This window comes from Kineosporia sp. R_H_3, from assembly GCF_002198675.1.
In the GTDB taxonomy this organism is placed as follows: Bacteria; Actinomycetota; Actinomycetes; order Actinomycetales; family Kineosporiaceae; genus R-H-3.
Genome location: NZ_MWLL01000141.1, coordinates 1 through 25,036 on the forward strand (window position 1 = coordinate 1; position 25,036 = coordinate 25,036).

A 25,036-nucleotide genomic window follows, 5' to 3' on the forward strand; every position below is an offset into this window, starting at 1 on the left:
GGAGAGAGTGCTGACCCACCGGCCGCTACCGGAGCCGAGCCTTCCAGAACACCGCCCGGCAAGGACCCATTAGTCGGATCGACCCGATGGACCGCGCACGAACCAGCGACCGAGAACCGCAGCGATGTCGTCTGAGCGGTCATCGGGCTCCGTGGACCTCGTCGACACCGATCGCGTAGACCGGAGGCGCTGCTCAGGCAGCTGATCGGCCGCATCCTCGCGCCGCACTCGACCGCTAACTGATGATCTCCGGGCTGCCACACCGCTCCGGCACGCAGTTGGTCGACGTCGCCGGCGTATGGCAGCCCACCCCGTCGACCCCTCCACCACCGACAAGGAGCACGAGGCATGGGAGGTGCCGCCGTTCGACGAGCAGCTCCGCGCGGCGGGCACGCCGGGCGCGGCGGAGCGGCGCTTCGTCACTCGGCCTGAGGCCCTTGGAGGTCGTCCGCCGATGCGCGCCGAGCGACGTCGTCGGACTGCGTGGTGCGTTGTTCGACCAGGTCGTCGAGGTAGCGAAGCATCACCGCCAGCACCGCGGCGACGGGCACGGCGAAGAAGGCGCCGGTGACGCCGAAGAGGCTGCCGCCCAACGTGATGGCGAGCAGCACGACGGCTGCGTGCAGGTCCATGGACCTGGACTGGAGGAAGGGTGACAGCACATTGCCCTCGAGTTGCTGCACCGCCACGATGAGCGCCAGGACGAGCAGTGCTCCGGTGGGACCGTTGGAGACGAGTGCGACCAGCACGGCGGCGGCGCCGGCGACGAACGCACCCACGATCGGGACGAACCCGGCGAAGAAAGTGAGGACGGCGAGAGGCACAGCCAGCGGGACACCGATGACGAGAAGTCCGGCGCCGATGAGGACTGCGTCGATGAAGGACACCAGTGCCTGGGTCCGGATGAAGTCCCCCAACGTCTGCCACGCCCCCTCGGCGACGCTTCGGAGGTGGTGTCCGGCCGTGGGTCCCCCGAGCCGGGACAGCCACGGCAGGAACCGATGTCCGTCCTTGAGGAACAGGAAGCCGAGGATGAGGACCAGCACGAGGTTGATCACACCGTTGCTGATCACCGCGACGCCGCTGAGAAGCCCGGAGGCGATGGTGCCGGCCGATCCTGACAGTCGTCCTTGAAGTTCTTGCAGTCCCGCATCGACCTGTTCGCCGGACACGACGTCGGAGTCCTGGACCCAGTCCAGGATCCGCTGGAGTCCCTCGGTCGCTCCGGTGACGATGTCATCGCTCTGGGAGGCCGCACGCGGGACGAGAGCGAACCCGGCACCGATGACAAGGGCGATCGCCGCCACCATGGTCACGGCGGCAGCCAAGGGATTCGGCAGTCGCACCTTGACGCGGAGGAACGTCGAGACGGGGGCCAGGACGGTGCACAGGATGAGCGCCATCAGCACCGGGAAGACGATGACCCAGGCGTACTTCAGAACGAGCCCGAGAAGCACGAGTCCGGCAGCGATGACGGCCAACCGCAGCGTCCATCGGGCCGTCGACCTCATCCCGTCGCCGATGACCGACTCACGCGAGGGCAGGTACGCGCTCGCAGCAGCCTTCATCTCCTGGCCGCTTGACGGGGCCTCGGGTTCGGCCTGGAGCGACGGCGGCACGCGGGGTTGCATCACGGCCAGCACGTACCCCTGCCCCCGGGGAGTATGTAGCGGGAGACGGTCGCGCAGGACGCGTCACACCTTCAGGATGCGTCGCCGGCTCCACGACGCGCCCCAGCGCCACCCATCGCGCGGCGGCCGTGCCACTCCGTTCACCCCGGTCACGCCCGCCGCACCGACGGCAGGGGGTCGAGGGCGGCGCACCGACGAGCGTCCGGGACCGTCGGTCAGCCCGCGTCCAGGACCGCGCCGACACGGTCGCATGCTTCGCCCAGGCGGCGCCTCTCGCGCTCGGGAAGGCCTCCGGCGTCCACGGCGGCGCGGACCTGGCACAGGTGTGCACGGACCGTGATGCGACCGGCCGGGCCGCCGACCGCACGGGCAAGATCGTGCAGGACACCGATGAGGCGTCCCATCACCTGCGGATCGTCGCGGCCGTAGAGCAGAGGCTGGTCGAGGGCCACGTCCACCAGGGCCGCGAACGAAGGGCGGGCGACCACGACCGTGATGCCCGAGTCGTCGTCGACCAGGACGTCCGGGCCGCAGCGTCGTCCGGCCAGGTCGACGAGGAGCACGCTCGCCCAGCCGAGCCCGTGAGCCGCCGTCGTCGGGTCGTTGACCCCCGGGGACAGCGCCCTGGACACGATGTCCGTGATCTGGCGCAACCCGAAGGCGACGTCCTGGACCGAGGTGCGCTCGCGACCCACGGTCAGGGTCGCGGTCAGGCGTCCCAGCGATCGGCGGTCCGGCGGGCTCCCCGGGCGGTCGGTGGTGGCGTTCCCGACCTGCCACGCCCGCCCGACGGGCAGTCCTGCCACGACGAAGTCACCCACGGGGACATCGATGTGGACGACGAGACGCAGGTCCGCGGCGACGTCCAGGAGCTCGGCGTGGTCGATCGCGGTGACGAAGCCGGAGGTCGGCGCCGGTAGCTGGAACACCCGACCCGCCGGCGCTTCGGGCACCGGAGAGGCGACCGGCTCGGTCGTCGGCGGAAACACCCGCCTGATGACGTCGGCGGCCTCCTGATGAACGCGCGCCAGGACCGTCTCGACCCGGATCTCCCGCGTGAGGTGGGCCAGGAAGAGCACCAGGGCCACGACGCTTGCCACCGCCAGCGCGAACGCCACCGTCACGGACAGCCGCGGCACGAACTCGGCGGCGGTCGAGCCGACGTCGGACCGGACCACCCGCAGCACGGTCAGCGCGTAGCTGAACGTGGCGAGGAACAGAGCGAGAGTCCCCTGGACGACCGCGTCCCGGGTGAAGGTCCGCAGCAGCCGAGGCGAGTACTGGCTGCTGGCGAGCTGCAGCGTGACCACCGTCAACGAGAACGTGAGCGACGTCATCGTGACCAGCGAGCCGGAGACCGCGGACAGAACGGTCCGTGCGGCATCCGCCCCGCCGCCGAACAGATAGGTGGTCGAGCTCCACCGTCCCGTGCTCTGCAGCCACCTGTCGATCTCGGGCAGGAGCACCCCCGACACGACAGCGACAGCGATACCGGCCACAGGGACCGGCCACAGCCGCGTGCGCACCCCGTCGAGCCAGGCACGCGCACGGTTGTGTCCTGCGTCGGGCGTCACCGACGCCAGGCTAGGTCCGCCTGCCACCCTCGGCCGATCGGCGCCGTCCCGGCTGTCGAAGGCCTCGCACGCCGAGCTCATGGGCGGGCGGGAACCTGACCCGGGTCCGTGTCCGGGAGATCCGGGTCAACCACCCGGAGGCGTATCGGCCGCGTCTACGATCACCTCCGTCTCCCAGGGAGGGCGGACATGGCAGTTCCCCGGACATCGGACGGCACCGCGGACGTACAGGTCGTCCATCCCGCGGCGGCGGTCGACGACGCGCAGCGCTTGGCGAAAGCCCTTGCAGCGCGGGGCCTGCCGATCCGTCTCGTCAGCGCCGAGAGCGGCAGCCCGGCCGACGGCGACCTGCCCCTGGTCGTGGTCGTGGCTGCGGACAGCGGCTTCCCGACCGAGCTCGCCGACGAGATCGCGTCGCGCCCGGGGCCAGGGATCATCCCCGCGGCGTTCGGCGGCCTTCAGAGGCTGGAGCTGCCCCTCGCTCGGTGGCAGGGCATCGACTTCAGCGGGTGGGACGGCTCACCGGACGCCGAACCCGTCGCCCGCCTCGTCCGCGCTCTGGACGAGGCGCGGGGGCGCTCCACGCCGTCCGGCGCGGACGCCGCCGGCTCGCTCCCGCTCCGCAGCGCGGCGGTCGAGCTGCTCGGTCTGGCGCGCGCCGTGTCGATCAGCCGCGACGGCACGTCCGTCGAGGGGGCGGACGTCGTGCTCGCCGCGGTCGCGCAGCCGCAGGTGACCCTCCTCGACCGGGAGGACCTCGCCCGGGGATCGACGTCCGCCGCACTGGCAGTGCTTCTCGAGCCACGGTCGGCGCGGCTCGACGCGGCCCTGGCGGTCGTCGGTGCCCGGATGCCCGGTCCGGCGACCGACCCCTCCCTGGCAGGGCCGGAGCTCGAGAAGGTGCTGGCTGCCGCGACAGGGCTCGCGACCCGGGTGGGCTCAGACGCGGTGTGGGCGCACCACGTCCTCGGGGCGGCACTCGTCGACGACCTGCCCGTGGCGGTCCTCGACGCCCTCGGCGTCACGCAGCAGCGGCTGCGTGCGACGTTCGAGGACGCCGTCGGGCGTAGGCATCGCACCGAGCCGGACCAGGTCTGGGCGGACGTCCTCGGCCCGGCCCAGCCCCCGCCGCCTGCCGATGTCTCCACGTCCGGCAACGCCGTGCTGCACGAGGCGGCCCAGAACAGCACCGGACGACGGGTCGGCCCGGACGACGTGCTGCTGGCGGCGCTGCGCCTGGCGACCGACCCTGGCGAGCTCGGCGTCGCCTCCGAGCTGCTGTCGAGACTGCGGGGGCGGCCGGAGCACGCGGTCGACGAACGCCTCTTCACCGTGCCCGGTGGCCCCTCGGGTGCCGTCCCGCCTGACCGGGTGCCGGACTACCCGGGTGTGCCGCAACTGCTCTCGGACGCCGCGCGGGTACGTGATGCGCTGGGCTTCGCCGGCAAGCTACGGCTGAGGCATGTGCTGGGCGCCGCTGTCGCGGGCGCGTCACAGGACACCCTGCGTGCTCTCATGACGAGCCGGACCGACCTCGTGGACCTGTTCACCCAGAGCGTCGAGGCCCTCGTGCCCGGCGAGCCGGCCGCGGCGTGGCGGGCGGCGCTGCTCCCTGGCGGAGACGACAGCGACGGACCCGACGACGTCCGCGACGAGGCAGGGCCCGGTTCCCGAAAGGACGCCGCCGGTAGCGATGACCAGACCGCAGGCACGGGGCCCGTCGACACGAGCGCACCGCAGCCCCGTCGATGGGGACCGCTCACGGGCGCGACGACGTCCGACTTCGTCGACCCGGACAAGGGCATCCCCGCCTCCGAGGACGCCCTCGGGGTCACCGCCTACGTCGACATGATCGCCGGTCTCGTCGTCCGCGACAGCACGCCGATGCCGCTGTCGGTGGGGCTCTTCGGTCGTTGGGGGTCCGGCAAGAGCTTCTTCATGGGCCTGCTCCGGGACCGGGTCGCCCAGCTCGCCACGACCGGCGACCCGGACGTCTACCGGCACAACGTCGTCCAGATCGGGTTCAACGCATGGACCTACGCGGACACGAACATCTGGGCCAGCCTCGGCGACACGATCTTCCGCCGGCTCGCCGAACACGGATCGGGCAGCAGCCGCGAGCAGCTCGAGGCGAGCCGGGAGCGGCTGCGCCAGGACCTGGAGAGCACGCTCGCCCGGCGGGAGGAGCTGGAGGAGTCCCGTCGCCGTGCTGACGAGGAGGCCGCGCGGCTGCGCACCGAGCTCGGCGTCCGGCGGGCAGCCCGAACCGCCTCCGGCGCCGCCCTGCTCGCCGCCACGGCCACGGCTGCCGGCCGCAACGTCGCGTCGGCCCAGCAGGTCGAGAAGGCGATGAAGCGGCTCGGCGTCACCGACGCGGCCGCCCGGGCCGAGCTCCTCGCGGACGAGCTGCAGGGAGTCCGCGACGACGGCCGTCTGTGGCGCGAGGCGGTCACCGGGCGGCGCGCGCTCGCGGTCGCCGCGTTCGTGCTCGTCGGTCTCGTCACCGCCGTCGTGGGTGTCCTCGCGGGGTGGTCGCCGCGCGTCGGGGTCACCTCGGTGCTCAGCGGCGTCACGGCGGCGCTCGCCGGCGCCGGCTACGTCGTCGCCAGGGTCCGGGCCGGGCTGCGGCTGCTCACCACCGCGGCGCAGGCGATCCGGAAGGAGGCGAGCACCGCGACCGAGCGAGCGCTGCGCGACGAGGTCGAGGCGCTCGACCGGGCCGTGGCGCGCAGCGAGGTCGCCCAGACCCAGCTCGACGAGGTGCTCGCCCGGGCCGGATCGTTGAGCCGCGAGCTCGCCGACCTCGCACCGGCGCGGCGGCTCTACAGCTTCCTCGCGGACCGGGCGGCGAGCGAGGACTACCGCAGCCGGCTCAGCCTCGTCTCGCTGATCCGCCGCGACCTCGCCGGGCTCGTCGACCGGCTCAAGGACGAGGACCCTGCGCAGGCCGCGGCGTCCGGCGGGCGGGCCGCCATCGGCCGGATCGTGCTGTACATCGACGACCTCGACCGCTGCTCCCCCGCGCAGGTCGTGCGCGTCCTGGAGGCGGTGCACCTGCTGCTCGCGCTGGACCTGTTCGTCGTGGTCGTCGGCGTCGACCCGCGCTGGCTGCTGCACTCGCTGCGCGACCAGTACGCGACGGTTCTGTCCGAGGACCCGGACGACGAGACGACGGCCGGGATCCCGGACCGCGAGCAGGTCGAACGCCGCAGCTGGCGCAGCACCCCGCACGACTACCTCGAGAAGATCTTCAACATCCCGTTCGTCCTGCCGGGCTTCGCCGCCGACGGGTTCCGGGGCATGATCGACAAGGCGGTCGCCGACGAGCAGCGACGCCGGCCCGAGCGCGCGGGCCACGCCCGCGACGACACGGTCGACACCGGCCGCGGCGGCGACCACGCAAGCGCGACGACCACGACGTCGCGGACCGACCAGCCTCCTCCGGCGAACCTCGCCACGAACGACGGCGGCGGAGGCAGTGCCGGCGTCAGCTCGGGCCCCGGTGGCACCGCGAACGTCGTGCCCGGGCCGAACGACGTCCCCGCCGCGAAGCCCGACTCCGAGCTCGACCGCGCGACGAGCGGTGAGAAGGTCGCGGCCACCGCCCTGCAGCCGACGGAGGTGCGCTTCCTCGCAGCGCTGTCGCCCCTGGTGAGCTCGCCGCGGACGGCGACGCGGTTCCTCAACCTCTACCGGATGTTGCGGTCCACCGAGAACCTCGGGGACGCATCGACCTTTCTCGGCGACGACGACCGGCCGGGCGACTACCAGGCCGTCGCCCTGCTGCTGGGCATCCTCACGGCCGCCCCTGACTGCTTCGGGGCCGTCGTCGACGCTCCCGCCGCCGAGGGCACGCTCGGCGGGTTGCGGGCCCGGCCCGGCACGACGTGGACGGACTTCGTCGACAGCATGCGCCCCGAGGCGACCGAGGGCGGCGCCCGCAACGGCGTCGTCGGCCCGCTGGACGCCCGCGAGGCGACGGACTGGGGCAACCTGGTGATCGCACTGGACGGGGCGCGCGAGCTCGTGACGCTCCCGGACGTCTCCCGGCTCGTGCACTGGGCACGCCACGTCGGCCGGTTCTCGTTCCACCTCGCCGCGAACCCGGCCGAACGCTCCCGGCCGGCGACGAGCACCATCCGCGGCAGCAGCCCGTTCGACCCCGGGCCCACGTCCCGGCGGCCGCCGGCAAGACCCTAGACCGTCACGGGGAGCCGGTCCGCCGCCTGCGATGCGGCAGCGCCCCTCGCCGGACGGAAGCCGCGCGCGATCATCCAGACCCCCAGCACCATCTCCTGGACGGCCAGGGGCAGGACGAGCAGGGTCACGGCGGTCGAGCTCGGACCGATGACGTCGTACGCCGCGAGCACGTACGCGCCGACGTAGAACGGGACCCCTGCGAGACCCCAGACCGCGATCCACCGGGGGACGATGCCGGACCTGTAGAGCAGCGCGTAGAACATGACGCCACCGAGGCAGAACACCAGTGCGGTCACGGTGTTCATCGCATCGAAGTCGACGATGAGCATGCCCAACCGGGCGCCGCCCGCGGTGCCCGCCCCCTCCCCCGCCGACACGACGTCGCCCACCGGCACCAGGAGCAGCAGGGCGGTGGCGCTGATGACGTAGCAGGCCGCCTCGACCGCTCCGCGCACGGTGAGGTAACCGATGGCCAGGACCTCGTCCACCCGGCGCAGGATCGGGAAGAGCACCACCGGGACGAACAGGAGCGCCATCCCCATGACGAGCACGAGCAGCGCGCCCGTCACGACGAGGCCTCGGTGCCCGGCGGCGTAGGCCAGCGGGTCGTCCGCATCACGGACCGGGAACTGCACCAGGACCTTGCACAGGACCCCTGACACAGTTCCGACGATGTACAGGACCCCGGCCGTCACGGCGGCCGTCTTGTGCTCTCGCATGTCGTCCTCCCCGGTCGGTCGGACCCGGGGCGAGGCACGCACGCGGCAGCACCGCCCTCGGTCCGCCTGAACTGACGTCGCACTGCACATCAGTCCTACGACGCTCGCAGCACCGGCGGAAGGGTCGAAACTCCCCCTCCCGCAACGGCTACACGCTGCGGGGCACCCGTCCCAGGAGCGTGAACACCCTGCACATGACCTTGTGCGCGCCGTCGGCGGCCGGGTCGTACATGAGCGGGCAGCCGCCGTCGATGACCGTCGCCCCGTGCTCGCGCCCGTAGCGCACCGCCTCCGAGGAGACGCTGCCCTTGTCGATCGACCGGTGCATCCAGATCTGCCGGATGCCGAGGTCGCACGCCTCCCGCACGGTCGCGTCGGTGTGCCGGGGGGCGGTCGCGACGACCACCGCCTCCACACCGCCCGGGATCGAGGCCAGGTCCGGGTACGCCGTGTCGCCCTCGACGGTCGGGGCGTTCGGGTTCACCGGGAACACCTCGTACCCGCGCTCCCGCAACCGCCGGTAGACCGCGTTGCCGCCGTGGCTGCCGGGCGTCCGGGAGACGCCGGTCACCGCGATCCTCCTGCACTCGAGGAACGTGCCCGCCGCATCCTTGGTCTTCATAGGTGCCTCCCCCACTAGCCGCTGTCCAGGCTCTCACCCACGGCGCGGCCCCGGACCGGGCGAAAGGCCCGGGCGCCACCTCGGGCCGGGACCGGTGGCCCTACCCGGCTCCCCTGGCGCGGAGCCGCTCGAGACCGTCGAGGACGAGGTCGAGCCCCACCTCGAAGGACGCCGCGAAGCTGTACCCGGGCTGCAGGGCGTGCTGCCCGACGAACTCGACGAGGTGCGGGTAGGCCCCGCCGCCCAGGACCTCCGCCAGTCCGTCCGCGGCGGCCGCCACGTCCGGCCTGCCCTCGGCACCGGACGGCCCCGGCCCGCCGGCGGAGTCCCGGAACGCCAGCGTCGCCTCCTGGAGCGCGAACCCGTAGACGAACGCGTCGAGCAGCGCGTACGCGTGGGCGGTCGCGGCGAGCGAGAAGCCTCCCGCGCGGAAGGTCCCGAGCACCGCGTCGTGGTGCGCGAGCGTGGCGGGGCCGGGGTTGCGGCGGGACTCCATGAGCGCGAGCGCCCACGGGTGCCGGACCAGGGCGGCACGGACGGACGCCGCCCGGCGGCGCAGCTCGGCACGCCACGGCGCACCCACGACCGGCAGGTCGACCTCGGCGAAGACGGCGTCGACGGCCGCGTCGAGGATCGCCTCCTTGTTCGGCACGTGGTGGTAGAGCGACATCGGCGCCACCCCAAGCGCCTCGGCCAGCGCACGCATCGTCAGGGCGCCCGCCCCCGACGCGTCCGCGACCCGGACCGCGGCCTCGACCACCCGGTCCCTCGTGACTCCTGTGCGCGGCGGCATCCCGTCCTCCTTGACCTCCCATGTTACCTTACTAAGTAAGCCGTACTTAGTAAGGGAGAAGCTCATGGACCTCACCCCCACGCGCCGCAATGCCGGACTCACCGCCGGCGCCGCCCTGCTCGCCATGGCCGTCGTCGCCGGCGTCGCCAACGCCGCCGTCGTCGCACCGCTCGCCGACCTGCCCGCCGCCGACCTCGCCGACCGGCTCGCCGGGTCCGCCGCCGCGTTCCGCTGGGCGGTCCTGGCCTTCTTCGTCGTCGCGGCGCTCGACGTCGCCGTCGCCTGGTCGCTGCGGACCTTCTTCGCACCGAGCGGCCCGACGCTCGCCGACGTCCAGGCCGGGCTGCGCACCGCGGCCGCGGCGGTGCTCACCGTCGCCGTGGGTCACCTGGTCGCCGCCGACCGTCTGGTCTCGGCCGGTGCACCGGCGGACCAGGTCCGCTCCGAGGTGGACGCGTTCTTCGAGACCTGGTCACTGAGCCTGGGCCTGTTCGCCCTGCACCTGATCGTCGTCGCCGTCCTCGCGCTCCGGACGCCGGGCATGCCGCGCGTCCTCGCCCCGCTGCTCGCCGTCTCCGGGGCGGGCTACCTCGCCGACACCATGACGGCGGTCCTCCTGCCGGGACGCGGCACGTCGCTGGCCGCAGTGACGTTCGTCGGCGAGGTGGCCCTGCTCGGCTGGCTGCTCTGGGTCGCGCGACCGCAGCACGCGCCGGCCGCCCCCGAGCCCGTCGCCGCGCCCTGACCGGCCGCCGGGTCAGGCAGCGGGCGGGTCACCGCCGCACGCCCGCCAGACCAGGCGCGCCACACGCAGGGCCCAGTCGGCGGGGACGGCGGCCCCGGCCACTGCGAACGAGTACCAGGACCCGGTGAGGAACGACCCCGCGACCTCGAGGTCGGCGTCGCCCGCGAGGTCGCCCGCGGCCACCGCCGCCGCGAGGACGGCGCGCAGCCGGGTCCTGCGCGGGGCCACCACCCGCTCGGTGTAGGCCCGGCGCAGCGCCGGTTCGACGTCGTCCCCGAGCATGATCCCGGCGAGGGGAAGCGCGGCGGCCTCGGTGATGCAGTGCCGGAAGTCCTCGAGCTCGGCGACGAGGTCGTCGAAGGGCCGGCCGGTGACCTGCGGCGGGTCGACCTCCGCGAGCCGGGCCACGGCGTCGACGACGAGCGCCACCTTGCCCTTCCACCGCCGGTAGACCGCCGGCCGCGTCGTGCCGGCCGCGTCGGCGACGGCGGTCAGCGAGAAGGCCGCGTACCCCTTGGCGGCGAGCTCGGCCAGTGCGGCGTCCAGCACGCAGCCGTCGATCTCGGCATCCCGGGGGCGGCCACGGCCCGCGGCGTCGGTCAGGGTCACGCCCTCAGGTTACGAGACACCCCCGTATTGCAAAAGGCCCGACCCGATTCTACAGTTCCGTTCCAATAGTGACTCGTAACGAAATGGAGCAGTCGTGCCCGCAACCATCGACCGCCACGGCCCCGTCAAGCGCGTCCTCGTCGTCGCCTCCAACCCCGCCGTCTCCGACCGCACCGGCTGGCCCATCGGCTTCTGGTGGTCCGAGCTCACGCACCCGTACCGGGAGTTCGTCGAGGCGGGCTACGAGGTGACCATCGCCAGCCCGGACGGCGGTGCGCTGCAGGCCGACTCCTTCTCCGACCCGAACGACGCGTCGGGGTACTCGGCGGAGGACCTCGTCTCCCGCGGCTTCATCGCCAGCCCCGAGCACGCCGCCCTCGTCGCACGGACGCCGTCGCTCGCCGAGGTGGACCTCGACTCCTACGACGCCGTGTTCCTCGTCGGCGGCCAGGGCCCGATGTACACGTTCCGCAACGACCAGCGCGTCAAGGACCTCGTCGGCCGGTTCCTCGCGGCGGGCCGGATCGCCGCGGTGGTCTGCCACGCGACATGCGTCCTGCTCGACGCGCGGATGCCGGACGGCGGGCTCGTCGTCGCCGGGCGGACCTGGACCGGCTTCGCGAACTCCGAGGAGGACGTCGCGGACGCCTTCACCGGGCAGCGGATCCAGCCCTTCCGCATCGAGGACGAGGCCCGCGCGATGCCCGGCACGAACTTCGTCGTCCACGGCGCCTTCCGCGCGCACGCCGTGCGGGACGGCAACCTCGTCACCGGGCAGCAGCAGCACTCGGGCGCCGCCGCCGCGCGGCTCGTCGTCGAGGCCCTGGGGCGATGAGCGCGATGCGGATCGCGGTCGTCGGCCACGGCCAGGTGGGCGGCGCGCTCACCGCGGCGTTCCTCGGGGCCGGCCACGACGTCGTCCTCGCGACCAACCCGGCCCGGCCCGAGGGCGCGACGCAGGCCCGCGACCGCGACCCCCGGCTCGCCGCCGCCGCCGTGGCCGACCCGGCCGACGCCGTCCGCGGCGCCGACCTCGTCGTCCTCGCCGTCCCCTTCGCAGCCGTCGGCGACGTGCTCGCCCCGCTGCGCGACGCCCTGACCGGTGCGGTCGTCGTCGACGCGACGAACCCGGTCGGCCCCGGGCTCACGCATGGCCTGGGCTCGACCACCTCGGGCGCGCAGCACGTCGCCGCCCTCATCCCCGGGGCCGCCGTCGTGAAGGCCTTCAGCGTCTACGGCTTCGAGAACCTCCACCCGGTGCCCGAGGGGCCGGGGCCGCGGCCGGTCATGTTCCACGCGGGCGACGACCGGACGGCGAAGGACCGCGTCGCGGGGCTCCTCACCGACCTGGGCTGGGAGCCGATCGACGCCGGCGGCCTCGAGGCGGCCCTCGACCTCGAGCACCTCACCCTGCTGTGGGTGCGCATGGTGCGGCTCGGCGGGCGGGACCCCCGCCTGGTCTGGGCGGCCCTGCGACGACCGGCGACCGGCTGAGACCCCCACGGCAGCGACCACACCCGCACCGACACGACAGGAGCCACCGTGCCCACGAAGATCACGTTCATCTACGACAACCCCGCGGACACCGACGCCTTCGAGCGCGGCTACGCCGACGGCCACCTCGACCTGGTCCGCGCGCTGCCCGGCGTCGTCCGGGTGGAGGCCTCGAAGGCCTGGCCCAAGGAGGACGGCTCCCCCACGCCCGCCTACCGGATGGTCGACGCCTACTTCGCCGACTACGACCGGGCCGTCGCCGCGGTGCAGGGGCCCGCGGCCGGATCCCTCTTCGCCGCCGTCTTCGGGCTCGCGACGGGCGGTCTGCGCATCGTGTTCAGCGACGTCGAGGTCGACGGCTGACGGCTGACGGGCGACGAGAGCCGCCCCCGGCCGTTGGGCCCATTCTGTCCCCGGGCACTTCCGCCGGGGCGATCATCACGTCTAGCCTCCACTCCATGTCGGGACGCTCGGGGCGGCTCTCGGCACCGGCGGGCGCGCGCCCGGACCCGGTGCCGTCGTCCGCGCGCCCGGCGACGGCCGACGCGGTCTCGTCCGCCTCGGACGTCGGCCGCTCGCTCCGGCTCCCCGCCTTCGTCGGCCTGAGCACGCTGCTCGGGGTCGGCGCGCACTCCCTCGTCGAGGGATCGCTGCCGGAGCCCGGGCTGCTCGTCGCGGCGGTCGTCGCCGTCGCCGTCGTCGCGCTTCTCGGGCGTCGCCGCGAACGGTCCTTCGAGACGATCGCCGCACTCCTCGTGCTCGGCCAGGCGGCCGTGCACGCCGTCCTGTGCCTGTGCCACTGCACACCGGGGACGGCGGTCGCGACGTTCGTCCACACCGTGCTGTGCCCGGGGGACGCCTCCACCGCCGCCTGGGCCACCGACCCGTGGCTCGTCGCCGGGTCGCACGGCGCGCACGCCGCCACCGCGCTCGCGGGCGCCGACGGCGCGGGCTACCTCGCGCACCTGTACCCGGGGCACGCGATGCTCATCGTGCACCTGCTCGCCGCCGGCGTCGCCGCCTGGTGGCTGCGGCAGGGCGAGGCCGCGGTCTGGGCCGCGGCCGGCTGGGTCTGGCCGGCCCTCGAGACCCTCCCCGTCGTCCGGGCGACCGTGCCCGGGCCCGCCCCCCGGCACTGGGCAGACGCGACCGTCCGCGTGCTGCAGGACCAGGTCAGCGCGGTCCGCGCGCACCCACGGCGCGGCCCGCCGCTGCGCGCCCTCGTGCCGAACGCCACCGCCGTCGCCTGACGGGGCGGCGGGCGTCGGCACCCGCCGCCCCTGTCCCGGCGATCGAGCACGCGCGCCTGTCGACGCGGCCGCTCGGAAAGCGTGGTGCGCCATGCGACCTCTGACCACAGCATCCCCTGAACCCCCGCCGGCCGAGCCCGGCACGGACGACGGCTCGCTGCCGCTGAGCCGGTTCATCGACCGCTACGCCGTCGCCGACCTCGTCACCGTCCTCGCGGGCGAGGCGGGCCACGGCTACTCGGACGACCTCGAGGCCGCCGCTCTCGCGATCTTCGAGAGCGTCGTCGACGCCGTCCTCACGGTCCCGCTCGCCGCCACCCTGGCCCACGGCCCGGCGAGCCGCGGGCCCGACGAGTGGTCCAGCGGACTGTCGCTCGAGGCGACGCGGCTGCTCCTCGACGACGCCCTGCACCTCGACGGGCTCTGGCCCGTCCCGGCGTGGGGCAGGGACGCCGACCGGTCCCGGCCAGACCGCGTCCTGCGGCTGCTCGTCGACGCCTTCACACCCTACGTCGCCGGCGGCGCGGCCACGCTCCGCGCCCGCGTCGACTCCCGGGTGACGGCGCTCGCGCACACCCCGCCCGCCGGCGCACTCGCCCACACCGGCTGACCCCGCACGTCCGCCGACGCGGCGGCGCCGGTTCGCCCCCGGTCGCCGTCGTACGCCCGCCCGGGCCGTCGGCGGAGAACGGCGCCCGGCCACCCTCGCCGGGGCGCCGGAACGGGTGCCGCGCGGGACGTCCCGCCCGGGACGTCCCGCGCGGCCGCTCGCTGCCGTCGGTACCCTGCGGCACACCCACCGGACGACGTCCGGCCCGCCGAAGGAGCCCCGTGACCGCATCCGACACCCCGCGTGCGCCGCTGCGGGTCGACCGCGAACGGCTCTGGCGGAACCTCATGCGGCTCAAGGAGATCGGCGGCTACGACGACACCGCGACAGGGCTGCGCGGCGTGCGACGCCTGGCGCTGACCGACGAGGACGCACAGGCCCGCCGGCTCGTCGTCACCTGGATGGAGGAGGCCGGGCTGCGGGTCCGCGTGGACCGGATCGGCAACGTCTACGGCGAGCGCCCGGGCGAGGACCCGGCCCTGCCGTGCGTGCTCGTCGGCAGCCACATCGACACGGTCGCCACCGGCGGCGCGTTCGACGGCACGCTCGGGGTGCTCGGCGGCATCGAGGTCGTCCGGGCGCTGGACGCCGCGGGGATCCGCACCCGGCGCCCGGTCGAGGTCGGCTTCTTCACCGAGGAGGAGGGCGTCCGGTTCGGCACCGACATGCTCGGCTCCGCGGTCACCGCGGGCCGGATCGACCTGGCCCACGCGTACGCCCTCACCGACGCCGCCGGCGCGACGGTCCGCGACGAGCTCGTCCGGATCGGCTTCGACGGCTCCGCGCCCGAGGTCCGGCCCGTCCCGCACGCCTACGTCGAGTGCCACATCGAGCAGGGCCCGATCCTCGCGGCCGCGGGCGTCGACATCGGCATCGTCACCGGGGTGCAGGCGATCTCGTGGCAGCGGCTCACCCTGCACGGCGAGGCCGCCCACGCCGGGACGACCCCGATCGAGGCCCGGGCGGACGCCGGACTCGCGGCGGCCGAGGTCGTCGTCGAGATCCGCCGGATGTGCGACAGCGGCACGTTCGGGCGGCTGCGCGGCACCGTCGGCACCCTCGCCCTGAGCCCGGCCCAGACGAACGTCATCCCCGCCGGGGCGGTCCTCACCGTCGACCTGCGCAACCCGGACGACGCCCTCATGGCCGCCGCCGAGGCGCACCTCGCGGCCTTCGTCGACGGCCTGCACGACCGGCACGGCGTGAGCGCGACCTGGGAGCGGATGGCCCGGACCGCTGTGGTGCCCTTCGACGACGGCATCCAGGACGTCATCGCCGCGAGCGCCGACGCGCTCGGGCTGCCCTACGTGCGCGCGATGTCCGGTGCCGGCCACGACGCCCAGGAGATCGCCGCGACCTGCCCGACCGCGATGGTCTTCGTCGCCGGCGAGCACGGCGGCATCAGCCACACCCCGCGCGAGTACTCCCGCCCCGAGGCGTGCGGCAACGGGGTGGACGTCCTCGCGAACGCCGTCCTCACCCTCGCCGGCCCGGTCGTGACGGCATGACCGCCGGCGACCTCGGCACCCGGCTGCGCCGCTGGCGGCACGCTCTCCACGAGCACCCGGAGACCGCGTTCACGGAGCGGTGGACGAGCGACTACCTCGCCGCCGAGCTCGAGGCGCTCGGGCTCGTGGTCACCCGCGGCCTCGGCGGCACCGGGCTCGTCGCGACGCTGCGGCGCGGGAGCGGCAGCTCGGCCGGGGCGATCGGGCTCCGCGCGGACATGGACGCCCTGCCGCTCCACGAGCGCGGCGACCTGCCGTACCGGTCCCGCACCGACGGCGTCATGCACGCGTGCGGGCACGACGGCCACATGGCGATGGTGCTCGGGGCCGCGCACGTCCTCGCCGGCGAGGGCGGCTTCGACGGCACCGTGCACCTCGTCCTCCAGCCCGCCGAGGAGCCCGGCCGCGGCGCGGACGCGATGATCGCCGACGGGCTCTTCGAGCGGTTCGGCATGGACATGGTCTTCGGGATCCACAACACCCCGGGGCACCCGGCCGGCCGGCTGAGCACCCGGTCCGGCCCGGTGATGGCGAGCGAGGACAACTTCGAGATCCGGGTCACCGGCCGCGGCGGGCACGCCTCGCAGCCGCAGATGGTCGTCGACCCGCTCGTCGTCGGGGCCGAGATCGTCCTCGCGCTGCAGACCGTCGTCGCCCGGGCGGTCCCGCCGTCCGAGGCCGCCGTCCTGTCGTGCACCGAGTTCGTCACGGACGGCGCGCGCAACGCGATCCCCGGGCACGTCGTCGTCCGCGGCGACACCCGCAGCTTCTCCCCCGCCGTGCAGGACCTGCTCGAACGCCGGATCCGCGAGGTCTCGCAGGGGATCTGCGCGGCGCACGGCGCGACGTGCGAGGTCACGTACACCCACGAGTTCGCGCCGACGGTGAACCACCCGGACGCCACCGCCCTGGCCGTCGCCGCGGCCCGGCTGACCGTGCCCGACGACCTCGTCGACGCCGACGTCGCGCCCTTCATGGGCAGCGAGGACTTCGGGGTGCTCGGGCGCGCCGTCCCCGGCTGCTTCGTCTTCCTCGGCAACGGCGACGAGCCGGACGCGGGCGGGAACCCGTTGCACAGCAGCGACTACACGTTCAACGACGACGTCCTGGAGACCGGCGTGCGCTTCTACGCCAACCTCGTCCGCACGGCCCTCCCGGAGGCGGGCGCATGACGGACGCGACGTGGGCGGCCCACCACCGGGACCCGGCCTGGACCTGCCCGGCACCCGCCCCCGAGGTCCTCGCCTTCCACCGCGCCCTGCCCGGGTACGCCCCGACCCGGCTCGTCGACCTGCCGGACCTGGCCCGCGCGCTCGGGGTGGCGCACGTCGTCGCCAAGGACGAGTCGGACCGCCTCGGGCTGCCCGCCTTCAAGGCGCTCGGCGCCTCCTGGGCGGTCCACCGCGCCGTCCTCGGGCGGACGGCGGAGCGCGCGGCGGCGACATCGCTCACCCTCGTCACGGCGACCGACGGCAACCACGGCCGGGCGGTCGCCCGGTTCGCCCGCACCCTCGGGCACCGGGCGCACGTCGTCGTGCCGGACGGCGTCCATGCCGCAGCAGTGCAGGCGATCGCCGACGAGGGCGCGACGGTCACGGCCGTCGCCGGGTCGTACGACGACGCCGTCGCCGAGGCCGCCCGGTTCGCCGCGGCCGACCCCGGCGGCGCCGTCCTCATCCAGGACACCGCCTGGGAGGGCTACGAGGACGTCCCGCGGTGGATCGTCGACGGCTACTCGACGCTCTTCGCCGAGGTCGACGACCAGCTCGCCGCGGCCGGGCTGCCGGGTGCGGACGTCGTCCTCGTCCCGACCGGGGTCGGCTCGCTGCTGCAGGCGGCGCTGGCCCACTACCGCAGCGACCGGGCCGCACCCGGCACCGCGGTCGTCTCGGTGGAGCCGGTCACCGCCGCGTGCGTCCTCGCGAGCGTCGCCGCCGGCCGGCCGGTCGCCGTCGAGACCGGCACGACGATCATGGCCGGGCTCAACTGCGGCACCATGTCCACGCTCGCCTGGCCGTACGTCGGGCCCGGCCTCGACGCGTCCGTCGCCGTCACCGACGCCGCCGCCGCGCGGGCGGCCCGCGACCTGCACGACCTCGGCGTCCCGGCCGGGCCGTGCGGCGCCGCACCGCTCGCCGCGCTGCGGGCGATCTGCGGCGCGGACGACGCGGCGCACCGACGCGCGCACCTCGGGCTCGCGCCGGGCAGCACGGTCGTGCTCGTCGTCACCGAGGGCGCCGACGCCAACCCCCAGACCGACGACCAGACCGACGACCAGGCCGACGACCAGACCGACGGACCGGAGCCCCGATGACCGAGACCCTGCCGATCAGGCTCACCCCGTCCGACCACCCGCTGCCCGCCGCCGACCGGGCGGCACGGATGGCCGACCCCGGCTTCGGCCGGGTGTTCACCGACCACATGGTGACGATCCGCTGGACCCGCGCGCACGGCTGGCACGACGCCGAGCTGCGCGCGTACGGGCCGCTCACCCTCGACCCGGCGGCGGTCGGGCTGCACTACGGCCAGTCGATCTTCGAGGGGTTCAAGGCGTACCGGCACCCTGACGGCACCGTCGCGACGTTCCGCCCCGAGGCGAACGCCCTGCGGTTCCAGGCGTCCGCGCGCCGGCTGTGCCTGCCGGAGCTGCCGGTCGACACCTTCGTCGCGGCGGTCGACGCGCTCGTCCGCCAGGACCGCGAGTGGGTGCCGCAGGACCCGTTGCAGAGCCTGTACCTGCGCCCGTTCATGCTCGCGACGGAGACGCTCCTCACGGTGCACCCGGCGGACGAGGTGCTCTTCGTCCTCATCGCGTTCCCCGCGGGCGACTACTTCCCGCGCGGGGTGGAGCCGGTGCACGTCTGGGTCACGCAGCAGTACGTCCGGGCGTCCCCCGGCGGCACCGGCGCCGCGAAGTGCGGGGCGAACTACGCCGCCGGGCTGCTCGCCCAGGTCGAGGCGGCCGAGCAGGGCTGCGACCAGGTCGTCTGTCTCGACGCCGTCGAGCGGCGCTGGGTCGAGGAGCTCGGCGGGATGAACCTCTACTTCGTCCACGGCTCCGGTCCCGGCGCCCGCGTCGTCACCCCGCGGCTCACCGGCACCCTGCTGCCGGGCGTGACCCGGGACTCGCTCCTGACGATCGCGGCCGACCTCGGGCACCCGGTCGAGGAGTCCCGGGTGGCCCTGGAGGACTGGCGCCGCGGCTGCGCCGACGGCACGGTCACCGAGGTCTTCGCGTGCGGGACGGCGGCCGTCGTCACGCCGGTCGCGTCGGTGCGGACCCCGGACGACGCGTGGACCGTCGGCGACGGCACCCGCGGACCGGTGACGATGCGGCTGCGCGAGGCGCTCCTCGCCGTCCAGACCGGCCGGGCCCCGGACCCGCACGGGTGGCTGCGCCGCGTCGACTGACGGCGCACCCGGGACGGCCGGGCTGCGCCGCCCGGGCGACCGGGCCGCCGCTCCGGCCTGCGCGAAGATCACCTCTTGCGATACTGGACGTGTCGTTGCCGTCGGGGAGGGGTGGTACGGGCTCGTGCGGATCACCGTCCTCGGGGTCGTCGAGGCCTTCGACGACACGGGGACGCCGCTCCCGCTGCCCGCCGGGAACGCCACGGTGCTGCTCCTCGCGCTCGCGGTGTCGGCCGGGCGTCCGGTGCCCTCGGGCCGGCTCGCCGACCTCCTTTGGGGCGCCGCCCCGCCCGCGACGGCCGGCAACGCCGTCCAGGTGTACGTCCGCCGGCTGCGCCGCCGCCTCGGCGACGACGCGGTCGTCACGGCCGCCGACGGCTACGCGCTCGGCCCGGCCGTCGAGGTCGACCTCCCGCACGTCGAGGCGCTCGTCGCCGAGGCCGCCCGGGCCCGCCGGACCGGCGACGCGGACCGGGCCGCCGGGCTCCTCGCGGCGGCGCTCGAGCGCTGGCCGGGCCCGCTCGGGGGCGTCCACGGCGACGCGCCGTGGCTGCTCGCCGAGCGCAGCCGGCTCGAGGCCGCCCGCGAGCAGGCCGTCCTCGACCGGCTCGACGCGCTCGTCGCCGCGGGCCGGCCGGGCGAGGCGCTGCCGGACCTGCTCCCGCTCGCGGCGGCGCACCCGCTCGACGAGCGGCTCCAGTCGCTCCTTGTGCTCGCGCTCGCGGGGGCCGGACGGCGCGACGAGGCGCTCGCGGCCTACCGCCGGGTCCGGTCGGCGCTGCGCGACGAGCTCGGGCTCGACCCGGGCGACCTCCTCGAGAACGCGCACGCGGCGGCGCTGCAGGCGCCCGTCGGGGGCCGGCCTGCCGGTCGCGGCTCGGTGCCCTCCCCGATGCACCCGATCGTCGGCCGCGAGGACGACCTGGACGCCGTCCGCGACCTGCTCCTCGGCGACGCCCGGCTCGTCACGGTGACCGGGCCCGGCGGGGTCGGGAAGACCCGCCTCGCGCTCGCCCTCGCCGCGCAGCTCGCCCGGTCGTTCGACGACGGTGCCGTCTGGGTGCCGCTCTCCGAGCTCGCCGACCCGACCGGGGTGCCCGCCGCGATCGGGTCCGCCCTCGGCCTGTGGGACGTGGGCCCCGACGCGCTCGACGTCGTCGTCGCGCACCTGCGCGACCAGCACCTGCTGCTCGTCGTCGACAACGTCGAGCACCTGCCGGCCGCGACCCCGGTCGTGACCGGGCTGCTCGCCGCGTGCGAGGGCCTGCGGTGCCTCGTCACGAGCCGCACCGTCCTGCGCGTGCACGGCGAGCACCAGCACGCGCTCGCCCCGCTCGCCGTCGCCGACGACGTCCTCGGCCCCGCCGAGCGGCTCTTCTGGAGCCGGGTGCGCGCCGTCCGCAGCGACCTGCCGGCCGACCCGGGACCGCACCGGCCCGCCGTCCGGGACATCTGCCGCAGTCTCGACGGGCTCCCGCTGGCCCTGGAGCTGGCGGCGGCCCGCACCGCCGTCCTGCCGCTCGCCTCGATCGCGGCGCAGCTGCGCGCCGCCCCCGCGGACCTGCAGGCCACCGGCGCCGCGGCCGACCCCGCCGACCGGCACCGCTCGCTGCGCGATCTCGTGCGCTGGAGCACCGACCTGCTCCCGGAGCAGGACCGCCGACTGCTCGGCCGGCTGTCGGTCTTCCGCGGCGGTTGCACCCTCGACGCGGCGTCCGCGGTCGGCGACCACGACGGCAGCTTCGGCGGCCGCGTCGTCGACATCGTCGCCGAGCTGCGGGACGCGAGCCTGGTGACCCTCGACGGGCAGGACCCGCCCCGGCTGCGGATGCTCGTCATGATCCGCGAGTGCGCGCAGGACCTGCTGCCGTCGCAGGACCGCGGACCGCTGCAGCGGGCGCACGCACGCCACGTCGCCGACGCCCTCGCGGCGACCAGGGACGACCGCCCCCGGCACATCGCGTCCGTCGCGCAGGCCCGGGCCGGCGCGGCCGAGCTGGACAACCTCAGGGCGGCGCTCGCGGCGGCCCGGGACGCCGGGGACACCCCGCTGCTCGCCGACCTCGTCGCCGCGCTGGCCCCCGTCGGCGACGTCTCCGGGCGGGCCGGCGAGGTCGTCGGGTGGCTCGACGTCGTCGACGCAGCACCCGGCCGCGCGGCGCTGCCGGCCGCGCGCAGCTGCGACCTCCACCTGTGGCGCAGCCGGCTCGCCCGGGACGTCGGAGCCGCCGGCCGAGGGCTCGAGAGCGCCCGGGCCGCGCTCGCGGCCGCCCGCGGGAGCGGCGACCCCGAACGGGTCGTCATGGCCCGGATCCTCGTCGCCTACTGGCTCGCGTACGCCGGCGACCCGCAGGCCCTCGTGCACGAGACCGCGGTCGCCGCGCACCTCGGCACGGCGGCCGGGCCCGGCTCCGGGATGCTCCTCGGGCTGCTCGGCATGGTCGCCCTCCAGCGCGGGGCGCACGACACGGCGGCGGAGCGGCTGCAGCAGGCGCTCGTCCTCATGCGCGACCTCGACGAGGTCCTCCACGAGGCGACCGTCGTCGGCTGGCTGTCGGAGGTCCTGCTCCTGCGCGGGCGCGGCCCGGAGGCGGTCGCCCTGCTCGCCCCGTGGGACTTCGCCGCGCTCGCGGACGTCGCACCGCACCTCGTCGCCTACCCGCTGGGGAACCGGGTCACGGCCGCCCTGCTCACCGGCGACATCACGCGCGCCGCCGCCGACCTGCCGCTCGCCCTGGACCTCGCCGAGCGCGGCGAGGACGTCGTCCTGCGGCTCGACGTCGTCCGGGCCGTGGTCGCCGTCGCCGCGGGCGCCGGTGCCTGGGCCGACGCTCTCCACCTGCTCGCCGGGTTCGCCCGGCACGCCGAGCCGCTGCGGGCCGCGCTCGAGGCGTCGTCCGGCGAGCTCGTCGTCGCCGGGATCGCGGACCGGGCCGCGGCCGAGCTGCCCGGCCCCGTCGCCGACGCCGCCCGCCGGGCCGGCGCGGCCGCCGACCTGACCACGCTGTGGCGGACGGCGCGGCGCGTCGTCCGCGAGCACCTCGCCCCCGTGGCCCCCTCGCACTGAGCCCGCGGCACCGGGTTCAGCGCCGGTTCAGCGCCGCCCCGCAGGATCGGCGGGCCCCACGAGACCGTCGTCGGGGCCGGGTTCACGGGGGACCCGGCCCCGAGCGACGGCGGCCAGGGCCGGCGGGGGGGGCCGGCAGGGGTGCGCACCGCCGTCCTCGCCCCTGCGGCGGCGGTGCCGGGCACGTCCGGCCGCGGCCCTGAGGCCGCGTGCCGGGCGTGTCCCTGCCTGCGCCCTCGTCGATTCGGGGGAAACCTCCCCCGGGTGCGTGCGCCGCCCGTGATCTGCTCCGTACTCTCGACACGGCGCGGTGCCGGTCCGGGCCAGGGGCAGGAAGGGGCGACCCGTGGGGTCACGCACGGGGCGACGACCAGGGCGGGTCGTCGCCGGGCTCGGCGCGCTCGCCGTCGCGGTGTGCGCCCTGCTCGTCCCCGCGGCCCCGGCCGCCGCCCATGCCGGGATGACCCCGGACGCCCCGTTCTACCGCTCCGTCGTCACGGGCATCGCCCCGCAGGTCCCCGGCCTCGTCGTGAGCGTGGAGCGGACCGGCGAGACCGTCACCGTGACGAACGGCACCGGCCGGGCCGTCGAGGTCACCGGCGTGAGCGGCGAGCCGTTCCTGCGGTTCGGCCCGAAGGGAGTCGAGGAGAACACCGCGTCGCTGACGTCCCGGCTCAACGCCGTCCGGGTGCTCGGCGCCCCGCCGGCACCGCCGCCGTCCGCGACGGCCGTCGTGTGGAAGCACGTCAGCGACGACGCCACGTACACCTGGTCCGACCACCGCACGCACTGGATGTCCCGGCAGCGCCCGCCCCGGGTGGCCGCCGACCCCGGCAACCCGCACCCGGTCTCGACCTGGAAGATCCGGATGACCGTCGACGGCACACCCGTCACCGTCGAGGGCGCCCTCTCGTGGGCGGGCGCCTCGGCCACCGCGGGCTGGGTCGCGCCCTCCGTCGTCGGCGGCCTCGTCCTGCTCGCCCTCGTGGCCGTCGGCCTCGCCGTCCGGTCCCGGACCGGCCGCCCGTGAGCGGCCGCCCGGCACCCGCGGCCCCGGTCCGGCGCGCGGTCGCCCTGCTCGCGGCCGTCGTCGCCGCGCTGGCCTGGCTCGTCGTCGGCGCCCCCGCGGCGTCCGCGCACGCGAACCTCACGCTCACCGAGCCCGTCCAGGGCAGCCGGGTCGAGACCGCACCGACCGCCGTCACCCTGCGCTTCAGCGAGGGCGTCGGCCTCTCGGACCGCTCGGTCCAGGTGCTCGACGTCAACGGGCGCCGGGTCGACGCGGGGCCGCCGACGCACCCGGACGGCGCCGGCGACGTCGTCACGGTCCCGCTCCGGCCGGGCCTCTCGCTCGGGACGTACACGGTCGTCTACCGCGTCGTCTCCGCGGACAGCCACCCGATCGCCGGCACGTTCTCCTTCGGGCTGGGCGTCCAGCCGGGTGCGGTCCGGGCCGACGTCTCGGCCGCGTCCCCGGACACCGTCGCCGTCCACGGCGCCGCCCGCGCGCTCTCCCTCGCCGGTGCCGCGGGCCTCGTGGGCGGTGTCGTGTTCTGCGTCGCCGTCTGGCCGGCGGGGACCGGTTCGCGCCGGGCGCGCTCGCTCGTCACCGCGTCGTGGTGGGCCTCGCTCGGCACGACCGTCGCCCTCTTCGTCGTCCAGGGCCCCTACGGCGCGGGCCTGTCGCTCGCCTCGCTGCTCGACCCCGACCTCGCGGGGACGACGCTGTCCACCCGGTACGGGCAGCTGCTCCTCATGCGCCTGGTCCTGCTCGCGCTCGCGGTCCCGCTGCTGCGCCGGCTCGACGGGGACCGCACGGTCGTCACTCCGCTCGCCGGCCTCGGCGCGCTCCTGCTCCTGACCTTCTCGCTCGCCGAGCACGCCGGCCAGGGGCGGCTCGTCCCGCTCGCGGTCACCGCGGACGCGTTCCACGCCGGCGCGGCGTCGGTGTGGCTCGGCGGTCTCGCGACGCTGCTGCTCGTCGTCCTCGTCCGGCCGGCACCGGGCGACCCGCGACCCGACCTGGCGGCCGTGCTCCCCCGCTGGTCGCGGACGGCGGCCGGCGCGGTCGCCGTGATCGTCGCGACGGGGCTCTTCCAGGCGTGGCGCGAGGTCGGCGAACGGGCCGCGCTCACCGGCACGACGTACGGCCGCCTCCTGCTCGGCAAGGTCGCCCTGGTCGTCGTCATGCTCGTGGTCGCCGCGACCGCCCGCTCGCTCGTCGCCCGGCTGGCCGCCCGCGGCCCCGACACCGCGCAGACCGCGCTGCGGGTGCGTTCCCGGGTGACCACCGAGGCCGTCATCGGCGTGCTCGTCCTCGCGGTCACGGCGACGCTCGTCGGCACCGTGCCGGCCCGGGACTCGTTCGACACGCCGTTCTCCAGGACACTGAAGGCCGTGGACGTCGAGGGCGAGGAGATCACCGTGCTGCTCGACCTCGACAGCACCCGCGCCGGCCTCACCGCGATGCACGTCTACACGTTCACCGACTTCGGCGACCCGCTGCCGTTCGAGTCGGCGACCGCGTCGCTGACGCAGAAGACGGCGGGCCTGGGCCCGGTGCGCGTGGACCTGCCGGTCCTCACGCCCGGGCACGGGACGACCGACGCCGTCGTCATCCCGGCCGCCGGCGCCTGGACGGTGTCGGTCCGGGTGCTCACCGACGCGACGACCGCCTACATCGCGACGACGACGATCGACGTCCGCGGATGACGCCCGCGGACCCCTGCGCAGGAGAGCCGATGCCCGCCCCGTCCCGCCGTCCCCGCACCGCCGGCGGCCGGGATGACGACGGCGTCGGTCG

Annotated in this window: 20 protein-coding genes; 14 read left to right on the plus strand and 6 right to left on the minus strand. The window is 75.5% G+C overall.

What is annotated here, in order from left to right; all coding sequences use genetic code 11:
- Positions 1 to 419: 419 nt before the first annotated feature.
- Both ECOMGDLI_RS14210 and ECOMGDLI_RS14215 read right to left on the minus strand, forming a co-directional pair.
- Positions 420 to 1,643: an AI-2E family transporter gene (locus ECOMGDLI_RS14210; RefSeq protein WP_088317483.1), complete on the minus strand. Its 1,224-nt coding sequence runs from the start codon at positions 1,641 to 1,643 to the stop codon at positions 420 to 422.
- Between the two features lie 203 nt (positions 1,644 to 1,846).
- Entirely contained in the window at positions 1,847 to 3,286 is a 1,440-nt protein-coding gene (locus ECOMGDLI_RS14215) for a DUF2254 domain-containing protein (RefSeq protein WP_088317484.1), read from the minus strand.
- A gap of 108 nt (positions 3,287 to 3,394) precedes the next feature.
- On the opposite strand from ECOMGDLI_RS14215, the gene ECOMGDLI_RS14220 reads away from it, so the two are divergent.
- The gene (locus ECOMGDLI_RS14220) at positions 3,395 to 7,405 is read left to right on the plus strand and encodes a P-loop NTPase fold protein (RefSeq protein WP_088317485.1); all 4,011 of its coding nucleotides are present in this window, start codon (positions 3,395 to 3,397) and stop codon (positions 7,403 to 7,405) included.
- On the opposite strand, the gene ECOMGDLI_RS14225 is transcribed toward ECOMGDLI_RS14220, so the two are convergent.
- The 3 genes from ECOMGDLI_RS14225 to ECOMGDLI_RS14235 all read right to left on the minus strand — a co-directional run bounded on the left by ECOMGDLI_RS14225 (position 7,402) and on the right by ECOMGDLI_RS14235 (position 9,605).
- A complete protein-coding gene (locus ECOMGDLI_RS14225) occupies positions 7,402 to 8,124 on the minus strand; it encodes a DUF4386 domain-containing protein (protein ID WP_158221002.1) in 723 nt (240 codons plus the stop codon). The two genes, ECOMGDLI_RS14220 and ECOMGDLI_RS14225, sit on opposite strands and share 4 nt — an antisense overlap.
- 148 nt (positions 8,125 to 8,272) lie before the next feature.
- The gene (locus ECOMGDLI_RS14230) at positions 8,273 to 8,746 is read right to left on the minus strand and encodes a CoA-binding protein (RefSeq protein WP_088317487.1); all 474 of its coding nucleotides are present in this window, start codon (positions 8,744 to 8,746) and stop codon (positions 8,273 to 8,275) included.
- A gap of 100 nt (positions 8,747 to 8,846) precedes the next feature.
- Positions 8,847 to 9,605 (minus strand): TetR/AcrR family transcriptional regulator, encoded by a 759-nt coding sequence (locus ECOMGDLI_RS14235; RefSeq protein WP_198954853.1) that lies wholly within the window; start codon positions 9,603 to 9,605, stop codon positions 8,847 to 8,849.
- Here ECOMGDLI_RS14235 and ECOMGDLI_RS14240 point away from each other — a divergent pair.
- Positions 9,604 to 10,284 (plus strand): DUF4386 domain-containing protein, encoded by a 681-nt coding sequence (locus ECOMGDLI_RS14240; RefSeq protein WP_088317489.1) that lies wholly within the window; start codon positions 9,604 to 9,606, stop codon positions 10,282 to 10,284. The two genes, ECOMGDLI_RS14235 and ECOMGDLI_RS14240, sit on opposite strands and share 2 nt — an antisense overlap.
- 12 nt (positions 10,285 to 10,296) lie before the next feature.
- On the opposite strand, the gene ECOMGDLI_RS14245 is transcribed toward ECOMGDLI_RS14240, so the two are convergent.
- Positions 10,297 to 10,893 carry a TetR/AcrR family transcriptional regulator gene (locus ECOMGDLI_RS14245; protein WP_088317490.1) on the minus strand — a complete coding sequence of 199 codons (597 nt, stop codon included), beginning with the start codon at positions 10,891 to 10,893 and terminating at the stop codon, positions 10,297 to 10,299.
- Positions 10,894 to 10,987: 94 nt separating this feature from the next.
- Here ECOMGDLI_RS14245 and ECOMGDLI_RS14250 point away from each other — a divergent pair, with 94 nt between their 5' ends.
- From ECOMGDLI_RS14250 to ECOMGDLI_RS14300, 12 genes are all read left to right on the plus strand, one after another.
- Entirely contained in the window at positions 10,988 to 11,728 is a 741-nt protein-coding gene (locus ECOMGDLI_RS14250; RefSeq protein ID WP_088317491.1) for a type 1 glutamine amidotransferase domain-containing protein, read from the plus strand.
- Positions 11,725 to 12,387, plus strand: coding sequence for an NADPH-dependent F420 reductase (locus ECOMGDLI_RS14255; protein WP_088317492.1), 663 nt, complete (start codon positions 11,725 to 11,727; stop codon positions 12,385 to 12,387). The genes ECOMGDLI_RS14250 and ECOMGDLI_RS14255 overlap by 4 nt, the downstream gene beginning before the upstream one ends.
- A gap of 48 nt (positions 12,388 to 12,435) precedes the next feature.
- On the plus strand, positions 12,436 to 12,750 hold the full coding sequence (locus tag ECOMGDLI_RS14260) for an EthD family reductase (RefSeq protein ID WP_088317493.1): 315 nt from the start codon (positions 12,436 to 12,438) through the stop codon (positions 12,748 to 12,750).
- Positions 12,751 to 12,845: 95 nt separating this feature from the next.
- Positions 12,846 to 13,637, plus strand: a complete 792-nt coding sequence (locus tag ECOMGDLI_RS34640) for a hypothetical protein (protein ID WP_088317494.1) — start codon at positions 12,846 to 12,848, stop codon at positions 13,635 to 13,637.
- Positions 13,638 to 13,728: 91 nt separating this feature from the next.
- Complete coding sequence (locus tag ECOMGDLI_RS14270) at positions 13,729 to 14,247, plus strand: hypothetical protein (protein WP_088317495.1); 519 nt, start codon at positions 13,729 to 13,731, stop codon at positions 14,245 to 14,247.
- Positions 14,248 to 14,468: 221 nt separating this feature from the next.
- A complete protein-coding gene (locus tag ECOMGDLI_RS14275; RefSeq protein ID WP_088317496.1) occupies positions 14,469 to 15,755 on the plus strand; it encodes a M20 family metallo-hydrolase in 1,287 nt (428 codons plus the stop codon).
- Entirely contained in the window at positions 15,752 to 16,927 is a 1,176-nt protein-coding gene (locus tag ECOMGDLI_RS14280) for a M20 aminoacylase family protein (RefSeq protein ID WP_088317497.1), read from the plus strand. Before ECOMGDLI_RS14275 ends, ECOMGDLI_RS14280 begins: the two co-directional genes overlap by 4 nt.
- A complete protein-coding gene (locus ECOMGDLI_RS14285; RefSeq protein ID WP_088317498.1) occupies positions 16,924 to 18,069 on the plus strand; it encodes a diaminopropionate ammonia-lyase in 1,146 nt (381 codons plus the stop codon). Before ECOMGDLI_RS14280 ends, ECOMGDLI_RS14285 begins: the two co-directional genes overlap by 4 nt.
- Positions 18,066 to 19,166, plus strand: coding sequence for a branched-chain amino acid aminotransferase (locus tag ECOMGDLI_RS14290; protein WP_088317499.1), 1,101 nt, complete (start codon positions 18,066 to 18,068; stop codon positions 19,164 to 19,166). The genes ECOMGDLI_RS14285 and ECOMGDLI_RS14290 overlap by 4 nt, the downstream gene beginning before the upstream one ends.
- Before the next feature lie 124 nt (positions 19,167 to 19,290).
- Complete coding sequence (locus tag ECOMGDLI_RS14295) at positions 19,291 to 22,233, plus strand: BTAD domain-containing putative transcriptional regulator (RefSeq protein WP_088317500.1); 2,943 nt, start codon at positions 19,291 to 19,293, stop codon at positions 22,231 to 22,233.
- 346 nt (positions 22,234 to 22,579) lie between these two features.
- Positions 22,580 to 23,263, plus strand: a complete 684-nt coding sequence (locus ECOMGDLI_RS34645) for a hypothetical protein (RefSeq protein WP_158221003.1) — start codon at positions 22,580 to 22,582, stop codon at positions 23,261 to 23,263.
- The gene (locus ECOMGDLI_RS14300; protein WP_158221004.1) at positions 23,260 to 24,945 is read left to right on the plus strand and encodes a copper resistance CopC/CopD family protein; all 1,686 of its coding nucleotides are present in this window, start codon (positions 23,260 to 23,262) and stop codon (positions 24,943 to 24,945) included. The genes ECOMGDLI_RS34645 and ECOMGDLI_RS14300 overlap by 4 nt, the downstream gene beginning before the upstream one ends.
- Positions 24,946 to 25,036 lie beyond the last annotated feature (91 nt).